The following is a 14,664-nucleotide window of genomic DNA, read 5'->3' as shown; positions in this document are numbered from 1 at the left end:
AAATCACTCGTAGGCGGGGCATGGACTCGCTGTGTGACCTCGGGCTCACGAGCTACGAGGACCGGGCCTACCGGGCCCTGTTGTCGATCGGGACGGGGACGGCCGCGAGGGTCGCCGAGGAGAGCGGCGTTCCGAAGGGGCGGATCTACGACGCGCTCGGCGGCCTCCGATCGCGGGGGCTCGTCCGCGAGCAGACCGCCGGGGAGCCGAAGCGCTACGTCGCCGTGGAGCCGGAGATCGCGGTCGACCGACTGGTCGAGGCGCGGACGCGGGAGCTCTCCGAGCGCATCGAGACGATGGAGGACGAACGCGAGGACCTCGTGGACCGGCTCGCGGGGACGGGGACGCCGGAGGACGCCTTCTGGACCGCGGCGGTGGGCGCGGCCGACTCGCGGGAGCTGCTGTTCGAGCGCCTCGACGCCGCCGACGAGCGCGTCGTCGTCGCCGCCGAGGCCGTCTCCTCGCAGTTCGAGATCGGCGAGGAGGGCGACGCCGTCCTCGACCGCCTGCTGTCCGCGGTCCGGCGCGGCGTCGAGGTGTCGGTCATGCTCTCGCCGGGCGTGTTCGACGACGCCCGCGACGCCGTCGACGACGAGCGCGCGGCCGCGGCGCTGGGCCAGTCGCCCTTCGAACTCCGAGTGACCGACGCGATGTACGGGACCTTCCACCTGATCGACGGCACCGAGGTGTGTCTGGAGGTTCCGGACCCGCTGGCGCCCGACCGCCTGTTCGGCATGCTCGACCTCCGAGACCCGACGTTCGCCGCCCGCGTCGAGGAGGGGTTCGCGGAGGCGTGGGGCGACGCGACGCCCATCGCGGACGTCTGACGACCGACCGCGCGACTGAGGACGAAACGCGAGCGGGCGGGGAGGGTCCGCCGACGGAACCCGTCCGCACACAGGAACAGAAACCGGCCGCACACAGGAACAGAAACCGGCCGCACAGAAACGGCCTGCAGAGTGAGACACCGCGGCGAAACCGCGCAGTCGGACCGGTTACGGCGCTTCGCCGGTCTCGATGCTGAAGGAGTCGCGCGGGTACGCGACGCAGGTGAGCGTGTAGCCGTCGTCGATCTCGGCCTCCTCCAGCATCTGCTGGTCGTCGTGGACGACGAAGTCCTCGGAGGGGCCGTCGGTGATCTGTCCGGCACAGGAGACGCACTGCCCCTGCCGGCAGGCGTACGGCAGGTCCCAGCCCTGCTCCTCGCCCTGGTCGAGGATCGGCTCGTTGTTGGCGAGTTCGACCGTCTCGCCCTGCTTGACGAACTCGACCTCGTAGTACTCGACCTCGTCCTCGGGGATGTCGCCGGGACCGGACTCCTCCTCGGCGCCGCCCTCGGCGAGCTCGCCCTCCTCGCCCTCGGCGCCCTCGCCGACGGCCGCGGCACCGCCGCCACCGCCGATGGAGCGGTTCATCGGCTCCGGGAACTCCGTCTCCGGGACGGTCGACGCTCGGTGCTCCAGCACCTCCGCCGAGATGTCCGCGGCCGGCTCCCACCCGCTCCCCCGCAGGTTGGAGAAGAAGACGACGACGAGCACCATGCCCGCCGCCAGCGCAATCGCCAGTGGGTTATACATGAGCGACGCTACGGAGAGGGTCCTTAAGGCGGTTTTGATCGATCCGACGGGGCGAGAAACGGCCCTCGCGGCGAGCGTCCCTATCGCGGGTACTGCTTGCCGAGATCGAGCCCGTCAGTCGCGTCGTCGCTCGTCCCGCCCGCTTCGTCCCCGTTCGTCTCGTCCTGGCCAGCCTCGTTCCCCTCGCCTTCGGGACTCACGCTCCCGGTGCGATAGCCGGCCAGGTCCAGCGTCACGTGGTCGAACCCGAGGTCGGTGAGGTGCTCGTCGGCCGCGGCCGCGAAGTCGGGGTCGAGCGCGCGGTCGAGTTCCTCGCGGGCGACCTCCACCCGCGCCAGTCCGTCGTGGTCGCGCACGCGGAACTGCGAGAAGCCCCACTCCCGGAGCAGGCGCTCGGCCTTCTCGATCCGGGTGAGCCGTTCCTCGGTCACCTCGAGTCCCGTGGGGATCCGCGAGGAGAGACACGCCATCGAGGGCTTGTCGGCCACCGAGAGGCCGTAAGCGTCCGCGATGGCCCGGACCTCCTCCTTCGTGATGTCGTGGGCCAGAAGCGGCGAGTACACCTCCAGCTCCTCGACCGCGCGCAGGCCGGGGCGGTGTCCCTCGCCGGAGTCGGAGGCGTTCGTCCCGTCACACACCGTCCCGATCCCCAGTTCGCGGGCCTTCTCGTACATCTTCCCGAGCCGCATCGTGCGGCAGTGGTAACAGCGGTCCTCGCCGTTCTCGACGAAGTTCGGGTCGTCGAGCTCCGAGAACTCAACCACGGCGTAGGGGACGCCGATCTCGTCGGCGACCCGCCGGGAGTCGGAAAGCTCCGCGTCGGGCAGCGTCTCGCTCTTGGCTGTGCAGGCGACCGCGTCGTCGCCGAGCGCGTCGTGCGCCAGCGCGGCGACGACCGAGGAGTCGACCCCGCCCGAGAAGGCGACCACGACCCCGTCCCGCTCCGCGAGCGCCTCGCGGGCGAGTTCGGCCTTCCGCGCCGTCGCCGGCGCGAGCGCGTCCGTGTCCATGAACCCGGTTTCGCGGTCGGCGGAGAAAAGGCCGTTGTCCGCGGGGTCGCCTCCGACGCGACCCCGGCCGCGACCGCTCCGGCGTGATCCCGGACCCGCACCCTTTTTGCGGTGCCCGCGATACCCGGTCACGATGGATCTGGAGGCGATCCCGGGCGTCGGGGCGAAGACCGCCCGGGCGCTCGAGGAGCTCGACGACCCGGAGGCGGCGCTGGAGGCGGGCGACGTGGCCGCGCTGGCGCGTGCGCCGGGCGTCACCGAGGGGCGCGCCGCGCAGATCGCCCGCGGCGCGATCCGCCGGCGTCACGAGGAGGACGGTGGGCGGCTGCTGGCGACCGACCGCGCCCGCGAGGTGTACCGCGACGCGATCGACCTCCTGCGCGAGCGCACCGTCACCGACTACGCGGCCAAGCGGCTGGAGACGTTCTACCCCTCCGCGTCGGCCTCGCGGATCGAGGAGGTGCAGGCGTTCGCGCGGGCGGCGATGGCGCGCGACCCCGACCCTGCGGTGCGGGACGCGCTCGCGGACGTGGAGCCGCTCTCCGACCCCGGGACGCTCCGCGTCCGCGAGCGGTGTCTGGCGACCGCGGACGCCGAGCGGTACGCCGCCGCCGAGGAGGCGGTCCCGGAGCTCTCCGTCGAGATCGTGGAGGACGCGCGCGACGTCTCGGAGCTCGCGCGCTCGTACGCGACGGTGATCGTGATCGACGAGGAGTTCGCCGGCCTCGACGTGGACGGCGACGTGCGCGTGCGCCCGAACGCGCTGGCGGAGCCGGCCGAGACCGTCCCCGAGCGCCTGCTGGCCTTCTTCGCCGAGAACCGGGAGGCGCTGCTCGCGGCCGCGCGCGTCCACGAGGCCGCGGGGCTCGTCGCGGGCGGGATGAACCCGGCCGCGGACCTCGACGCGCTCCGGGACGCGCTCGCACGCGTGGACGAGGCGGGCGAGGTCGTTGGCGACGACGAGTACGACCGGCTCGCGGACGCGGTGGACGACCTCGACGCCGCGGTGAGCGCCGCGGAGTCGGTCGCGGACGACCACCTCCGGGCGGCGATCCGCGAGCAGGACGTGACCATCGAGGGGCAGGACTTCCTCTCGCTGGTCGAGCAGGGCGCCCGCGTCGACTCGCTGCTCTCCCGCGAGCTGGCTGACGAGTACGACGAGGCGCTCCGGAAGGCCCGCGAGCACTTCGCCGACGCGCTCCGGCTGGAGCCCTCGGAGGCGGAGTTCGCGGAGCGCATCTTCTCGGGCGACCCCACGTTTCCGGTCGAGCACGCGGAAGAGCCCGTCTCCCGGCTCCGGACCGATCTGACGGCCGCCCGCGACCAGCGCGCCGCGGCGCTGAAGGCGGACCTCGCCGCGGATCTGGGGGAACTTCGCGACCCGGTGGAGGAACTGGTCCGCGACGCGCTCGAACTCGACGTCGAGCTGGCGGTGGCGCGGTTCGCTCGCGACTTCGACTGCACGCTGCCCGAGTTCGTGGACGCCGACGAGGAGGGGACCGACGCCGCCGGGTTCGCCATCGAGGGCGGTCGCTCGCCGCTTCTGGACGTGCCCTTCGACGAGGTGGAGCCGGTCGACTACGCGGTCTCGGGCGCGACGCTGCTGTCCGGCGTCAACTCCGGGGGGAAGACCTCGACGCTGGACCTGGTCGCGCTCGTGGTCGTCCTCGCGGGGATGGGGTTGCCGGTCCCGGCCGAGCGCGTCCGGCTGGAGCGCTTCGAGGAGGTCCACTACTACGCCAAGTCGCAGGGGACGCTCGACGCCGGCGCGTTCGAGGCCACCCTCCGGGACTTCGGCGACCTCGTGGACGGCGCCGACGGTCGGCTGGTGCTGGTCGACGAGTTGGAGTCGATCACGGAGCCGGGGGCGTCCGCGAAGATCATCGCGGGGATCCTCGAGGCGCTGGACGGGCAGGACGCGACCGCGGTGTTCGTCTCGCACCTCGCGCGCGAGATCCGCGAGGCGGCCGACTTCGACGTCGCCGTCGACGGCATCGAAGCCGTGGGACTGGTCGACGGCGAACTGCGAGTGAACCGCTCGCCACAGAAAAACCACCTCGCGCGGTCGACCCCGGAGCTGATCGTCGAGAAGCTCGCGGACGACCGCGGCGGGGACTTCTACGCCGACCTCCTGGAGAAGTTCTGAGACGGCTGCTGATGCGGTGACGGTGCGGTCGCGGTGCGGTCGCGGTGCGGTGGCGGGGCGGTGGCGGGGCGGTGACGGGGCGGTGACGGGGCGGTGGCGGGGCGGTGACGGGGCGGTGACGGGGCGGTGGCGGGGCGGTGCTGTGGCGGGGCGGTTTTCTGTCGCGGTGGCGGTGCTGTGGCGGTACCGTTCCGTGTCGAGGACGTGGTACCGCGGCGGCGCGAGGGCGCGCAGCGCCCGCAGCGCCGACCGCGGCCCCTTTTTGATCGACATTTTTCAAGGGAGTGGTCAAGCCGGCGCTTCGCGCCGGCGCGACCCGACCGCAGAAAAAGGTCGGATATCAGTCCGCACCGAACCGCCGCACTGCGAACGCCTCGAACGGGGCGGAGTACTGCATCAGCGTCGTCCCGAGCACGCTCATCACGAGCACGTAGCCGACCGCGAAGGCGTAGATGTCGTCCGCGACGCCCGCAGCCAGCGTGGTGCCGGCTCCCGACAGCGCCAGCGCCGCGATGATCAGGGAGAACTCCCCGCGGGTGACCATCCCGAGCCCCACGCGGGCCGAGCGGCGCGGGCCGAGGTCGTAGACGCGCCCGCCGAGGTAGCCGGAGACCAGTTTCGTCGGCGTGGTCGCGACGACCGCGACCGCCACGGGGACCGCGACGCCGCCGAACACTGACGGGTCCGTGACCAGCCCGATCCAGAAGAAGAACACCGCGGCGAAGGTGTCCCGGACCGGCTCCAGCAGGTTCTCGAGGTCGTGGACGTGGTCCGTCGAGGAGAAGGCCATGCCGACGAAGAACGCCGCGACCGCCTCGCTCACGCCGAGCGCGAGCGCCGCGCCCGCGACGAGGACGGTCGTGCCGAGCGCCCGGAGGACGGTGAACTCGTTCGATCCCGTGTTCAGCAGGCGCGCGAACCACGCCGTTCCGAAGTACACCGCCAGCAGGAGGAGGAGGATGAACCCGATCGCGACCCCGACCGAGGTCACGGCCTCGCTCACGTCGCCGCCGCCGAGCACCAGCGCGGACGCGACCGCGAGGTACACCGCGATGAACAGGTCCTCGTAGACGAGCGTGCCGAGCATCGGCGCCGCCTCGTCGTTGGCGATCCAGCCGAGGTCGATCAGCGACTTGGTGATGATCGCCGACGAGGAGATGTAGACGATCCCGGCGGTCAGAAACGCCGCCAGCGGGTCGCGGAACAGCGCGAAGCCGACCAGCAGCCCGACGCCGAAGTTGATCGCGAGGTCGATCCCCCCCGCGCGGCCGATCCGCTCGCGGCTCTCGATCAGGCGGTCGAGGTTGAACTCCAGCCCGAGGAAGAACAGCAGCAGGACGATCCCGAGTTCGGCGCCCACCGCGATGAACTCGCTCTCCTGGATGTACACCGTTCCGACGACCGGTAGCGCGAGCTCCCCGACGACGTGCGGGCCGAGCAGCATGCCGACCACGATGTAGAAGGGGATCACCGACTGGCCGAGCCGGTTCGCGAGCGCGCCGACCGCCGCGACCGCACCGAAGAGGACGCCCACCTCCAACAGCAGCGCGTCAGCCATCGAGGGTCACCCCCGAGCGCCCCGCCTCACTCACGGTCCACCGGACGCGACAGCATCGTCTCGAGTTCCTCGACGCTCTCGCGGTCGCCGACGACGATGAGCGTGTCCCCCACCAGCAGTTCCGTCTCCGGACCGGGACTCGCGAGCACGTCGTCGCCGCGCTGAATGGTGACGACCGAGGCGCCGGTCTTCGCGCGCAGGTCGGCGTCGCCCAGGGTCTCGCCCGCGAGCGGCGACCCCTCGTCCACCTCGAACCACTCGATCAGCGCGCCGCCGGGCAGCAGCGCGTCGGGCGCGTCGGGCGACTCCACGGGCTGGAAGTAGGCCCCTTCGAGGATCGTCCCGACGGTCCGCGCGAGCTGGTCGGTCAGCTCGAACAGCTTCTCGGAGTCGGCGTCCGCGGACGCCCGTTTGTACACCTCGCGACGCCCGCTGTTGTGCGTGAGCACGACCAGCGTCTCGCCGCCCCCGAGGTCGATCTCGTGTTTCTTGCCGACCCCGGGCAGTTCCGTCTCGGTAACTGGCATGACGGATCGGTTTCGCCGCCCCGAGTATAAATCGGCCGGGCGCCGGCCGGGTCGACGTCCCGCGCCGAGGGATCGACTACGCGGCGTCGCTCGGCGCGCCCGCCTCCGCGTCGTCAACTGGCTCCGTGTCGTCGGCCGGCTCCCCGTCGTCGACCGCCTCGTCGCCGGAGTCGCCGGAGTCGCTGGCCCCCTCGTCCGGGCCATCGGGGGCGTCCTCGTCGGCCGGCGCGACCGACGCGTGGTCGAACCCCTGTTCGGCGAGCAGCTCCGCGGCCCGGTCGGTGACCGAGGGCGCCACCAGCACGCCGCGGACGGGCTCGTCGTCGCCGAGCTCGCGTTCGAGCGCCGCCACGTAGCGCGCGAGCTGGCTGGCCGCGCTCGGCCCGACCCGGCGCCGCTTCAGCTCCACGACGACCGGCCGGCCCGCCGCGTCGTAGCCGAACACGTCCATCGGGCCGGCCGCGCTGTCCCGCTCCGTCTCCACGGGGTCGAACCCCTCCTCGACGAGGTCGGGATGGTCGAGGACGCGGCGTTTGAGGTCAGCCTCGCTCCCGTGGACGTCGAGGTCGCGTCCGCCGGTGACGGCCATCGCCGAGAGCTGGTGGACGGCCGCGAACCGAACCGTCAGGCTCTCGTCGGGGTTCTCGCGCTCGGAGCGGACGCGGAGCCGACCGTCCCGCACCGCGGCGCGGTGCTCGGAGCCGGGCGGCTGCCAGTTGACCGGCGTGCGCTGCTCGTCGGTGTGGACCAGCGCCGCGCCGTCCGGCTTGAGGATCAGCAGGCGGTCGCCGGGGCCGAGCTCCGAGGCGGCCCGTCCCTCGTAGTCGACCTCACAGCGGCCGAAGACGGTGATCAGGTCGCCGCGCTCGAAGGCTGACTCCAGCTCCCACAGCGCCTCCCGGTGGCTCGGATCGTGGAGGGTCGTAACGCTCACTGACGGGGATACGCGGTCGAGCGGCAAAAGGGGCGTGACGGGGTGAATCCCCCGGATCCTCAGCGCCCGTCAGCTACAACCCGGTTCCGACCGCACCGGACGACATGGAGTGGGAGGAGTACGCCGCGCTGATGGAGAGCGCCGACTACCGCTCGAACGTCCCGAACGTCTTCGCCGACCCCGACCACTTCGCGGCCGCGGTTGTGGACATGCGGGACGCCACCGCGGTCGACCCGGACGCCGTCGCGGGCATCGACGCGATGGGCTTCATCCCCGGCGCGGCGCTGGCGCGCGCGTTCGACGCCGGCTTCGTCGCGGTCCGGAAGGGGGGCAAACTCCCCATCGCGGAGGAGCACCGCCTCGCGGACGACTGCGTCGACTGGACCGGGACCGAGAAGACGCTCGAACTCGACCGCCGCATGGTCGCGGACGGCGCGTCGGTCCTGGTCGTCGACGACTACGTCGAGACGGCCTCGCAGGTCGGCGTGGCGGCCGATCTGCTCGAACGCGCCGGCGCGTCCGTCGCCGGCGTCACCGTCCTCTGTGCGGTCGAGAACGAGGAGACGCGGTCGCTGGACGCGGAGTACGGTCTCTACTCGGTGAACCCGTGGAACGGCGACGCCGCTACCGAGTGAGAGAAAATCCGAAAACGTGTCAGTGTGCCGATTCGTCGGGCTCGACGCGCCTTACAGGCGCGTCAGGTTCGTCGCGCGCGGGCCCTTGTCGGCCTGCTCGATGTCGAACTCGACTTCCTGCCCCTCCTCGAGGTCCGGACCGCCAACGTCCTCCATGTGGAAGAAGACGTCCTCGTCAGCGTCCTCAGTGTCGATAAAGCCGTAACCGCCCGTGTCGTTGAAGAAATCAACCGTACCGGTTGCCATTGCAACCAAACAGATGCGGGTCACACGGATAAGGGTTCCGTGTTGGCTGCTAGCGAGAAAAGGGGGCGTTTCAGTCGGACGAGCCCGCGGATAGCGGCGCTTCACGGTCCGAACCCGTCGAGTCGGCCGCCTCCCGCGCCGTCGCGTCGGTCTCGAGGTCGGTCGGACCGACGCCCTGCTCGCTCGCGTCCAGCAGCCGCTGGACCGAGGTGGCCAGCGCCACCGCGACGACCACGTCGAAGTGGACCAGCCACATCGCGTCGGTCGCGACGCCGACCCAGCTCGTTCCGTACGCCAGCACGGCGGCGCTCGCGGCCGCCAGGTCGAGCGAGACCGACCGCTCCGCGAGCGCCGCGCGGGCGCCGTCGATCATCGGCTTGCCGGCGAAGAACAGCACGATACCCGCCAGCACGCCGATGTTGAGGTGATAGGCGAAGCTCCCGGTCGCCACCAGCTGTTCGTTGAGGTGCTCGGCGATCGTCGGTCCGAGCAGCCACTCGAAGCGCGCGGGGTACATCACGGCGCCGTACGACGACAGCGCCATCAGGCCGGCCATGATCCCCGCCGCGAACCGCGCGCCCGCCCACGCGGTCGCCCGCCGGTTCGCGAACGCCTCGCCGCGGCTCGCGACTGGATACCCCACCGCCGCGAACCGACGTTCCAGCGCGGCCGGTTCGACCGTCGCCGGGTCGTAGTGGACCTGCACGCTCGCGGTCGGCGCGCTGGCGGTCGCGGCGCTCACCCCCTCGATCGCCTCCACGCCCAGTTCCGCGACCGCCCCGCACCGCCGACAGCCGACGTCGCGCAGTTCGTACACGGTGCTGACGTGGTCGTCCGGAACCGCGGAGACGGAGGGCCCCCGCTCGCGGTCCCCGGTCGCGAGCGCGCCCGGGTCAGCGCCCGCCTGGGACAGGAGACGCTCGGCGTCCGCACACCGAGGACAGCAGCCGTCCCCGACGGCGGACGCCCGGTCCGACGTTTCCGAGCTCATGTGTGTTAGTCGTACCCACGCGCTCCACGATCTTCAAGCCATCGCCGCAGAGCGGACGGCGCGGTCGGCGGCGCCCCCGGGTCGACGCGGTCGGCGGTGCGTTGATGGTCGTGGAGCGCCACCCGGATCCGTGAGACGGCGACTCTCCACCTACCGGGATCGAACACGAGAGCGGCTCGAGGAGGCGTTCAGCGAGGACCATCCGCCGCGCGACGTGGCGGCGACGTTCTCGGTCGGGCTCTTCGTCGCCGCGCTCCCGAACTTCGGCCTCGCGCTGGTCTGTTTCGCGCTGGCCGCCCGGTACCTCGAGCGCGTCAGCAACCTCGCGCTGGTGGCGGTGCTGCTCGTGATGAACCCGCCGGTGAAGTGGGTCATCTACGGCGTCGGGTTCTGGCTCGGGTCGCGGCTGCTCGGTCCCGTCCCCGGCGTCACGGCCGGCGGCCTGTCGCTCGCGGTCGGGCCGGCGGTGCTCGTGCGGCTGTTCGTCGGCACCGCGGTCGTCGCGGCGGGCGTCGCGATCGCGGGCCACCTCGCGGCGCTGCGGTTCGTCAGGGAACTCCGGCGTCGCGACATCGAACTCGCCGAGGAGGTCGCGGACGCGGTCGCGGAGTGATCGGAAGTCGCGACGGGACGCCGGACGCCGACTCGGGCCCGTAGAGGGGGCCCAGTCGGAAGGATTTAGAGCGCCCCCGGGCTAGTTTACGTATGGCTAACTGTCCGCTCGCCGACGACTGCCCCCAGTTCGAGGAGCAAATTCAGGGGATGGGGTGTCAACACTACGGGAACAAGGGCGGCGCCGAGTGGTGCAACCACTACGACATGCCGATCTACGAGCTGAAGGAACAGCCCGTCCAGCCCGGCGAGCAGGTCGTCGTCGAGGTCGACGACATCCACGAGAGCGGCGCTGGCGTCGGCCGCACCGAGGACGGCTTCATCGTCCTCGTCGACGGCCTCCTCCCGCCCGCCCGCGCCGAGGTCCGCATCCACCGCGTCAAGTCCAGCCACGCCACCGCACAGGAGGTCGTCGAACGCCTCCCCGAGGAGGAGGAAGGGGACGAGGAGGGCGAGGGCGCCGACGAGGGCGAGGGCGACGAGGCGGAACGCGACGGTCCGAGCCGCCCCGACCGCGAACGCCTCGGCAGCCGCGAGGACTTCTGGGGCCAGTAGCGGCACCCGTACCCCCGACCCAGACCAGCGAACAGTTAGCACTCCGTTTTGCGGACCGGTCCGTCCACGACTCCCCACGCGAGGGTCCACGCGAAGTCGGAGCCGACCGGGCTATCAGTCGTGATACTCGCCGCGCTACCTTTTTATTACAGCATCGGCCCACCGAATCGTTATGGATCGATATCCCGATCCCGACGTTACGGAACTGGCCGGCGTCCTCGACCGACGCCTCGAAGCGCTCCTCATCGACGGCCTGCTGGTCGTCGGGGTCATCGGACTGCTCGGATACGTGGGCGGCGCGCTCCTGATCGAGGGCTCGTTCGGCGGCTTCGGCGGCTTTCTGGTCGCGGTGCAGTTCATCTCGCCGGTCGTCCTGCTCGGTTATCAGACGGTCTTCGAGGGGTACTACGGACAGACGCTCGGCAAGCGGTACCGCGACATCGTCGTCGTCACCGAGGACGGCGACGACTGCACGTGGGTGGCCGCGGTCGTTCGCAACCTCCTTCGGATCGTCGACGCCCTGCCCGCGTTCTACCTCGTCGGCGTCCTCGTCGCCTACGTCTCCGACGAACACCAGCGACTCGGGGACCTCGCGGCCGGTACGCGCGTCGTGAACGTCGACGAGTAGCTCGGCCGCGCCGTTTTATGCCGTCGCGCGGGCGCTCCGGCGACTACGCGCCTCCAACGTCCCGCCTCGTGTGCCACCACGCCCACAGGATCAAAACCCCCTGCAGCGGAAGCCGAACCCACGCCGCGACCCGGGCGAGGCCCGCGTAGCGGTCGGGGACGAGTTCGGCCGCCACGCCGTCGGTGGCCATGTAGACGTTCGCCGGAAAGACTGCCAGCAGCAGCGCGACGATGCCCCACGCCGACGCTCGGCGGGTTCGCCTGAACAGCACGCCGACGCCCAGAACGACCTCGGCGGCGCCGGAGAGGTAGACGAGCGCCCGCGGCCGCGGGAATCGCGGCGGGACGATCCGAGCGAACCGCCGAGGGGCGAGGAAGTGCGCCACGCCCGCGAGGACGTAGAGGAAGCCCATCAGGTAGCGGAGCGGGCGCTTTCGGCTCGCGGCGTCGGGGAGATCGGGGATCACGCCCCGAACGACGGCCCCCGGGATCAAGACCGTTACCCCGGCTCCGTCACCGACCGGCGAGCCCCACCATCTTTGGCCCGTCGTGACGTATGCAAACGCAGATCATGCCAACGGTACACTACCGCGGCGAGGAGATCGAGTGCGAGGAGGGAGCGGTGCTGCGCGACGTGCTACAGGAAGCGGGGCTCTCCGTCTACAACGGAAAGGCCGAGACGTTCAACTGCCGGGGGACGGGCTCGTGTGGCACCTGCGCGGTGCAGGTCGACGGGGAGGTGAGCGAGCCGTCACGCAAGGAGCGGATCCGCCTCTCGATGCCGCCGCACCACCCGAGTCACGACGTGCGACTCGCCTGTCAGACCCGGGTCGAGGGAGACGTGGAGGTGACGAAAGGGGACGGCCTCTGGGGTCAGCACGTCTGATCGAGCGAAAGCGCCCGCCCCTGCGGGGGTCGCGGTTTCCAGCGTGAACCGGTACGCTGTGCGGACGGCGACCGCTCGGCACCGCAGCGCGATGTCGACGGGGTGAGACGGAACCCTGCCAAAGTATAACTCGCTCGGGTCGCCAGTCGTCACAATGACGGACAGCGAGTATCGGGAGCGATACCGTTCTGTTTCGAACCGGTACCGGGACCTACGGGCGTTCGTGGAGAACTCGCGGCACGCCGACCGCGAAGAAGTCGTTTCGATCCTCGACACACAGTCGCAACTGCTCGAGACGATCGGAGAGATGCTCGAGGAGTACGAGGCGGTCGTCGAACTGGTCGACGACCACGACCAGAAGCTCGATCGGCTCGAAGCGAAGGCCGAGACGGTGAACGGGCTGTCGGACGAGAACCTCGTCGAAGCCGTCGAGACGGAACGGACGGAGTCCCGAGAGCTGGGGGCGATGGTCGAACGGGTCGAGCAACAGCTCGACCAGCGACTCGACGCCATCGATCAAAACGTCACCGACCTGGGCAAGACGCTCGCCACCACCGACGTGTACGACCCGACCGCGGGGTCGACGGACGACATCGATCCGACGGAGAAGGCGGACCTCGACGACATCCTTCAGGACGTGTCTCGCGAGGGCGACGACTGGCACGACCGCTGAGCATGGTCGACTACTACGGCCACCTCCAGTCGGGAATGGAGCCGATCGTCCGGGAGATCCTCGACAGCCATTTTTCCGGCTACGACGGCGAGTGGACGCCCGTCACCGTCGCGGCGGCGCTGCACTTCTACATCTACCGGAAGCTTCCGTACGAGCGACGCCACGAGGGCGGAACGCGGCCGTTCAGACCGCCGACCGAGACGTGGCGGACCGGCGGGAACTGCGAGGAGAAGACCGTTACGCTGGCGTCGCTGTACGATTCGCTTCGCGGCGTGGAAACGCGGATGCTGTCGGTGTTCAACGAGGCGGGGGACGGCCACCTGCTCGTCGAGGCGGGCGTCGACGCGAAGCCGGTGCGCGTCGACGACGCCCTCGACGAGTTCTACCGGCGACTGGCCGAGCGACACGACGCGTTCAGCGATAGCCACCGGTCGTACTACGTCACGGACGACACCGAACTCGTGTGGTACGTCTCCGACCCCGAGATGAGCGGCTATCTCGGCGACGCGGGGTCGCTGTCCCGGCAGGGGTTCGTGTCCGGACGCCGCCTCGACTGGGAGTGGGTCGACCTCCGGGAGTACATCTATCCGCGGGTGGGCCGGATCGACGGCCCGGCCGCCGAGACGTAGAGGTCCTGCCGGGACGGGGGACAGCTCTACTTCAGTCGAGACTCACGAATGCGGTCCGTGTGGAAAAGGAATGCCGCCTCCCCGATTTGAACGGGGGACAGCTCGATCTTCAGTCGAGTGCTCTCCCAATCTGAGCTAAGGCGGCTCGCATTCCGACCAACGCCGATGGAAGACAAAAGGATTTCGAAGCACGGCGGTCGGGTGACTCGGACCGCGCCCGCGGTCGTCCGCGGCGGGTCCGTGCCGCGCGTCGCGACGGGTCCGTGCCGCGCGTTGCGGCGCGAGTCCCGGCCCGAGTCAGGCGGCCTGCCGGCGCTCAGTGAACACTTCCTGCCCGTCGTCGAACTCGATCACCGTCTCGATCGTGACGTAGCCGTCGTTCTCCTGGATCTTCGCGCCGCCGCCATAGCCGACGTCGACCTCGCGCGTGGAGGTGTAGCTCTCGTTCGCGGGGAGCTCACCGATCTCCTCGGTGCCCTCCCAGACCACGTCGTCGTCCGCGTACATCGTCGTGTGGACGACGATCCCTTCGGCCGTCTCGCCGCCGTCGTTGACGATCGTCGCGGTCACGTCACGGCAGGTGTTTCCGCACTCCTCGATCTCGTCAATGGTGAACTGGAAGGAGGCGTTCGTGTCCTCCATCGCGGGCGTCGCGGTCGCCGCACCCGCATCGTCGCCACCGCTCCCGCCTTCGCCCCCAGCTCCGTCGCCAGCGAGCCCGCCGCCGTCGCCGCCCGGGGCCCCGCCGAGCACGAGGAAGCCCGCGGCGAGACCGCCGAGCACTACGACCGACAGGACGACCGCGATCGCTGCCGTGCGTCCGTTCATACGAACGGCTCGTGAGCGTCGGATAAGTGCTTGGCGGCCGACACGGTCGCGTCCGCACCGCAAGGACAGGATGCGAATCCGCGCCTCACACGCGGCGCTCGCAAAGTACTCGCGCCGCGAAAATGGGACCGCCCGGATTCGAACCGGGGTCACGGGCACCCAAGGCCCGAAGTATACCAGGCTAACCCACGGTCCCGCGTTTCTCTATATCGCTATCGCGCGCTAAAGCG

Annotated in this window: 18 protein-coding genes and 2 tRNA genes; 9 read left to right on the top strand and 11 right to left on the bottom strand. The window is 70.6% G+C overall.

Features of this window, described 5'->3' with window-relative positions; translation table 11 throughout:
* Positions 1-20: 20 nt before the first annotated feature.
* On the top strand, positions 21-827 hold the full coding sequence (locus ACZ432_RS08660; protein WP_426962685.1) for a TrmB family transcriptional regulator: 807 nt from the start codon (positions 21-23) through the stop codon (positions 825-827).
* Between the two features lie 168 nt (positions 828-995).
* Here the strand turns inward: ACZ432_RS08660 and ACZ432_RS08655 are convergent, their stop codons facing one another.
* Together ACZ432_RS08655 and larE are read right to left on the bottom strand one after the other, a co-directional pair.
* Positions 996-1,577, bottom strand: coding sequence for a 2Fe-2S iron-sulfur cluster-binding protein (locus ACZ432_RS08655; protein WP_426962686.1), 582 nt, complete (start codon positions 1,575-1,577; stop codon positions 996-998).
* An 80-nt stretch (positions 1,578-1,657) separates the two neighbouring features.
* Positions 1,658-2,587: an ATP-dependent sacrificial sulfur transferase LarE gene (larE, locus tag ACZ432_RS08650; RefSeq protein WP_426962687.1), complete on the bottom strand. Its 930-nt coding sequence runs from the start codon at positions 2,585-2,587 to the stop codon at positions 1,658-1,660.
* Positions 2,588-2,720: 133 nt separating this feature from the next.
* On the opposite strand from larE, the gene ACZ432_RS08645 reads away from it, so the two are divergent.
* Positions 2,721-4,733, top strand: coding sequence for a helix-hairpin-helix domain-containing protein (locus ACZ432_RS08645; RefSeq protein WP_426962688.1), 2,013 nt, complete (start codon positions 2,721-2,723; stop codon positions 4,731-4,733).
* Between the two features lie 340 nt (positions 4,734-5,073).
* Here ACZ432_RS08645 and ACZ432_RS08640 read toward each other — a convergent pair whose 3' ends face one another.
* The 3 genes from ACZ432_RS08640 to nucS form a co-directional block, all read right to left on the bottom strand.
* Positions 5,074-6,291: a cation:proton antiporter gene (locus tag ACZ432_RS08640; RefSeq protein WP_426962689.1), complete on the bottom strand. Its 1,218-nt coding sequence runs from the start codon at positions 6,289-6,291 to the stop codon at positions 5,074-5,076.
* Between the two features lie 26 nt (positions 6,292-6,317).
* Positions 6,318-6,818, bottom strand: a complete 501-nt coding sequence (locus ACZ432_RS08635) for a cation:proton antiporter regulatory subunit (protein ID WP_426962690.1) — start codon at positions 6,816-6,818, stop codon at positions 6,318-6,320.
* Positions 6,819-6,894: 76 nt separating this feature from the next.
* Positions 6,895-7,752 carry an endonuclease NucS gene (gene nucS / locus ACZ432_RS08630; RefSeq protein ID WP_426962691.1) on the bottom strand — a complete coding sequence of 286 codons (858 nt, stop codon included), beginning with the start codon at positions 7,750-7,752 and terminating at the stop codon, positions 6,895-6,897.
* A 104-nt stretch (positions 7,753-7,856) separates the two neighbouring features.
* Between nucS and ACZ432_RS08625 the strand changes: the two genes are divergently transcribed.
* Positions 7,857-8,387 (top strand): phosphoribosyltransferase family protein, encoded by a 531-nt coding sequence (locus ACZ432_RS08625; protein WP_426962692.1) that lies wholly within the window; start codon positions 7,857-7,859, stop codon positions 8,385-8,387.
* Between the two features lie 51 nt (positions 8,388-8,438).
* Here ACZ432_RS08625 and ACZ432_RS08620 read toward each other — a convergent pair whose 3' ends face one another.
* Together ACZ432_RS08620 and ACZ432_RS08615 are read right to left on the bottom strand one after the other, a co-directional pair.
* A complete protein-coding gene (locus tag ACZ432_RS08620) occupies positions 8,439-8,633 on the bottom strand; it encodes a cold-shock protein (RefSeq protein ID WP_058367336.1) in 195 nt (64 codons plus the stop codon).
* Between the two features lie 70 nt (positions 8,634-8,703).
* Positions 8,704-9,624: a hypothetical protein gene (locus tag ACZ432_RS08615; protein WP_426962693.1), complete on the bottom strand. Its 921-nt coding sequence runs from the start codon at positions 9,622-9,624 to the stop codon at positions 8,704-8,706.
* Between the two features lie 130 nt (positions 9,625-9,754).
* On the opposite strand from ACZ432_RS08615, the gene ACZ432_RS08610 reads away from it, so the two are divergent.
* From ACZ432_RS08610 to ACZ432_RS08600, 3 genes are all read left to right on the top strand, one after another.
* On the top strand, positions 9,755-10,237 hold the full coding sequence (locus ACZ432_RS08610) for a DUF2062 domain-containing protein (RefSeq protein ID WP_426962694.1): 483 nt from the start codon (positions 9,755-9,757) through the stop codon (positions 10,235-10,237).
* A 92-nt stretch (positions 10,238-10,329) separates the two neighbouring features.
* Positions 10,330-10,791: a TRAM domain-containing protein gene (locus ACZ432_RS08605; RefSeq protein ID WP_426962695.1), complete on the top strand. Its 462-nt coding sequence runs from the start codon at positions 10,330-10,332 to the stop codon at positions 10,789-10,791.
* A 172-nt stretch (positions 10,792-10,963) separates the two neighbouring features.
* Complete coding sequence (locus ACZ432_RS08600) at positions 10,964-11,419, top strand: RDD family protein (RefSeq protein ID WP_426962696.1); 456 nt, start codon at positions 10,964-10,966, stop codon at positions 11,417-11,419.
* A 43-nt stretch (positions 11,420-11,462) separates the two neighbouring features.
* On the opposite strand, the gene ACZ432_RS08595 is transcribed toward ACZ432_RS08600, so the two are convergent.
* The gene (locus ACZ432_RS08595) at positions 11,463-11,831 is read right to left on the bottom strand and encodes a DoxX family protein (protein ID WP_426962788.1); all 369 of its coding nucleotides are present in this window, start codon (positions 11,829-11,831) and stop codon (positions 11,463-11,465) included.
* A gap of 158 nt (positions 11,832-11,989) precedes the next feature.
* On the opposite strand from ACZ432_RS08595, the gene ACZ432_RS08590 reads away from it, so the two are divergent.
* The 3 genes from ACZ432_RS08590 (at position 11,990) to ACZ432_RS08580 (ending at position 13,606) form a co-directional block, all read left to right on the top strand.
* A complete protein-coding gene (locus tag ACZ432_RS08590) occupies positions 11,990-12,304 on the top strand; it encodes a 2Fe-2S iron-sulfur cluster-binding protein (RefSeq protein ID WP_426962697.1) in 315 nt (104 codons plus the stop codon).
* Positions 12,305-12,458: 154 nt separating this feature from the next.
* On the top strand, positions 12,459-12,977 hold the full coding sequence (locus ACZ432_RS08585) for a hypothetical protein (protein WP_426962698.1): 519 nt from the start codon (positions 12,459-12,461) through the stop codon (positions 12,975-12,977).
* 2 nt (positions 12,978-12,979) lie between these two features.
* Complete coding sequence (locus ACZ432_RS08580) at positions 12,980-13,606, top strand: hypothetical protein (protein WP_426962699.1); 627 nt, start codon at positions 12,980-12,982, stop codon at positions 13,604-13,606.
* Positions 13,607-13,677: 71 nt separating this feature from the next.
* Here the strand turns inward: ACZ432_RS08580 and ACZ432_RS08575 are convergent.
* From ACZ432_RS08575 to ACZ432_RS08565, 3 genes are all read right to left on the bottom strand, one after another.
* Positions 13,678-13,751, bottom strand: a tRNA-Phe gene (locus ACZ432_RS08575).
* Between the two features lie 152 nt (positions 13,752-13,903).
* A complete protein-coding gene (locus ACZ432_RS08570; RefSeq protein ID WP_426962700.1) occupies positions 13,904-14,434 on the bottom strand; it encodes a hypothetical protein in 531 nt (176 codons plus the stop codon).
* Between the two features lie 123 nt (positions 14,435-14,557).
* Positions 14,558-14,630 (bottom strand) — tRNA-Pro (locus tag ACZ432_RS08565).
* Between the last annotated feature and the right edge of the window lie 34 nt (positions 14,631-14,664).

It is taken from the genome of Haloparvum alkalitolerans, assembly GCF_055381565.1.
The sequence above is the reverse complement of the archived record's forward strand: the minus strand, read 5'-3'. Positions and strand labels throughout refer to the sequence as shown.

Excerpts from the sequence above, each read along its gene's own strand:
- ACZ432_RS08660 (WP_426962685.1), top strand. The coding sequence starts at position 21 with ATGGACTCGCTGTGTGACCTCGGGCTCACGAGCTACGAGGACCGGGCC.
- ACZ432_RS08655 (WP_426962686.1), bottom strand. The coding sequence starts at position 1,577 with ATGTATAACCCACTGGCGATTGCGCTGGCGGCGGGCATGGTGCTCGTC.
- larE (WP_426962687.1), bottom strand. The coding sequence starts at position 2,587 with ATGGACACGGACGCGCTCGCGCCGGCGACGGCGCGGAAGGCCGAACTC.
- ACZ432_RS08645 (WP_426962688.1), top strand. The coding sequence starts at position 2,721 with ATGGATCTGGAGGCGATCCCGGGCGTCGGGGCGAAGACCGCCCGGGCG.
- ACZ432_RS08640 (WP_426962689.1), bottom strand. The coding sequence starts at position 6,291 with ATGGCTGACGCGCTGCTGTTGGAGGTGGGCGTCCTCTTCGGTGCGGTC.
- ACZ432_RS08635 (WP_426962690.1), bottom strand. The coding sequence starts at position 6,818 with ATGCCAGTTACCGAGACGGAACTGCCCGGGGTCGGCAAGAAACACGAG.
- ACZ432_RS08625 (WP_426962692.1), top strand. The coding sequence starts at position 7,857 with ATGGAGTGGGAGGAGTACGCCGCGCTGATGGAGAGCGCCGACTACCGC.
- ACZ432_RS08620 (WP_058367336.1), bottom strand. The coding sequence starts at position 8,633 with ATGGCAACCGGTACGGTTGATTTCTTCAACGACACGGGCGGTTACGGC.
- ACZ432_RS08615 (WP_426962693.1), bottom strand. The coding sequence starts at position 9,624 with ATGAGCTCGGAAACGTCGGACCGGGCGTCCGCCGTCGGGGACGGCTGC.
- ACZ432_RS08605 (WP_426962695.1), top strand. The coding sequence starts at position 10,330 with ATGGCTAACTGTCCGCTCGCCGACGACTGCCCCCAGTTCGAGGAGCAA.
- ACZ432_RS08600 (WP_426962696.1), top strand. The coding sequence starts at position 10,964 with ATGGATCGATATCCCGATCCCGACGTTACGGAACTGGCCGGCGTCCTC.
- ACZ432_RS08595 (WP_426962788.1), bottom strand. The coding sequence starts at position 11,831 with ATGGGCTTCCTCTACGTCCTCGCGGGCGTGGCGCACTTCCTCGCCCCT.
- ACZ432_RS08590 (WP_426962697.1), top strand. The coding sequence starts at position 11,990 with ATGCCAACGGTACACTACCGCGGCGAGGAGATCGAGTGCGAGGAGGGA.
- ACZ432_RS08585 (WP_426962698.1), top strand. The coding sequence starts at position 12,459 with ATGACGGACAGCGAGTATCGGGAGCGATACCGTTCTGTTTCGAACCGG.
- ACZ432_RS08580 (WP_426962699.1), top strand. The coding sequence starts at position 12,980 with ATGGTCGACTACTACGGCCACCTCCAGTCGGGAATGGAGCCGATCGTC.
- ACZ432_RS08570 (WP_426962700.1), bottom strand. The coding sequence starts at position 14,434 with ATGAACGGACGCACGGCAGCGATCGCGGTCGTCCTGTCGGTCGTAGTG.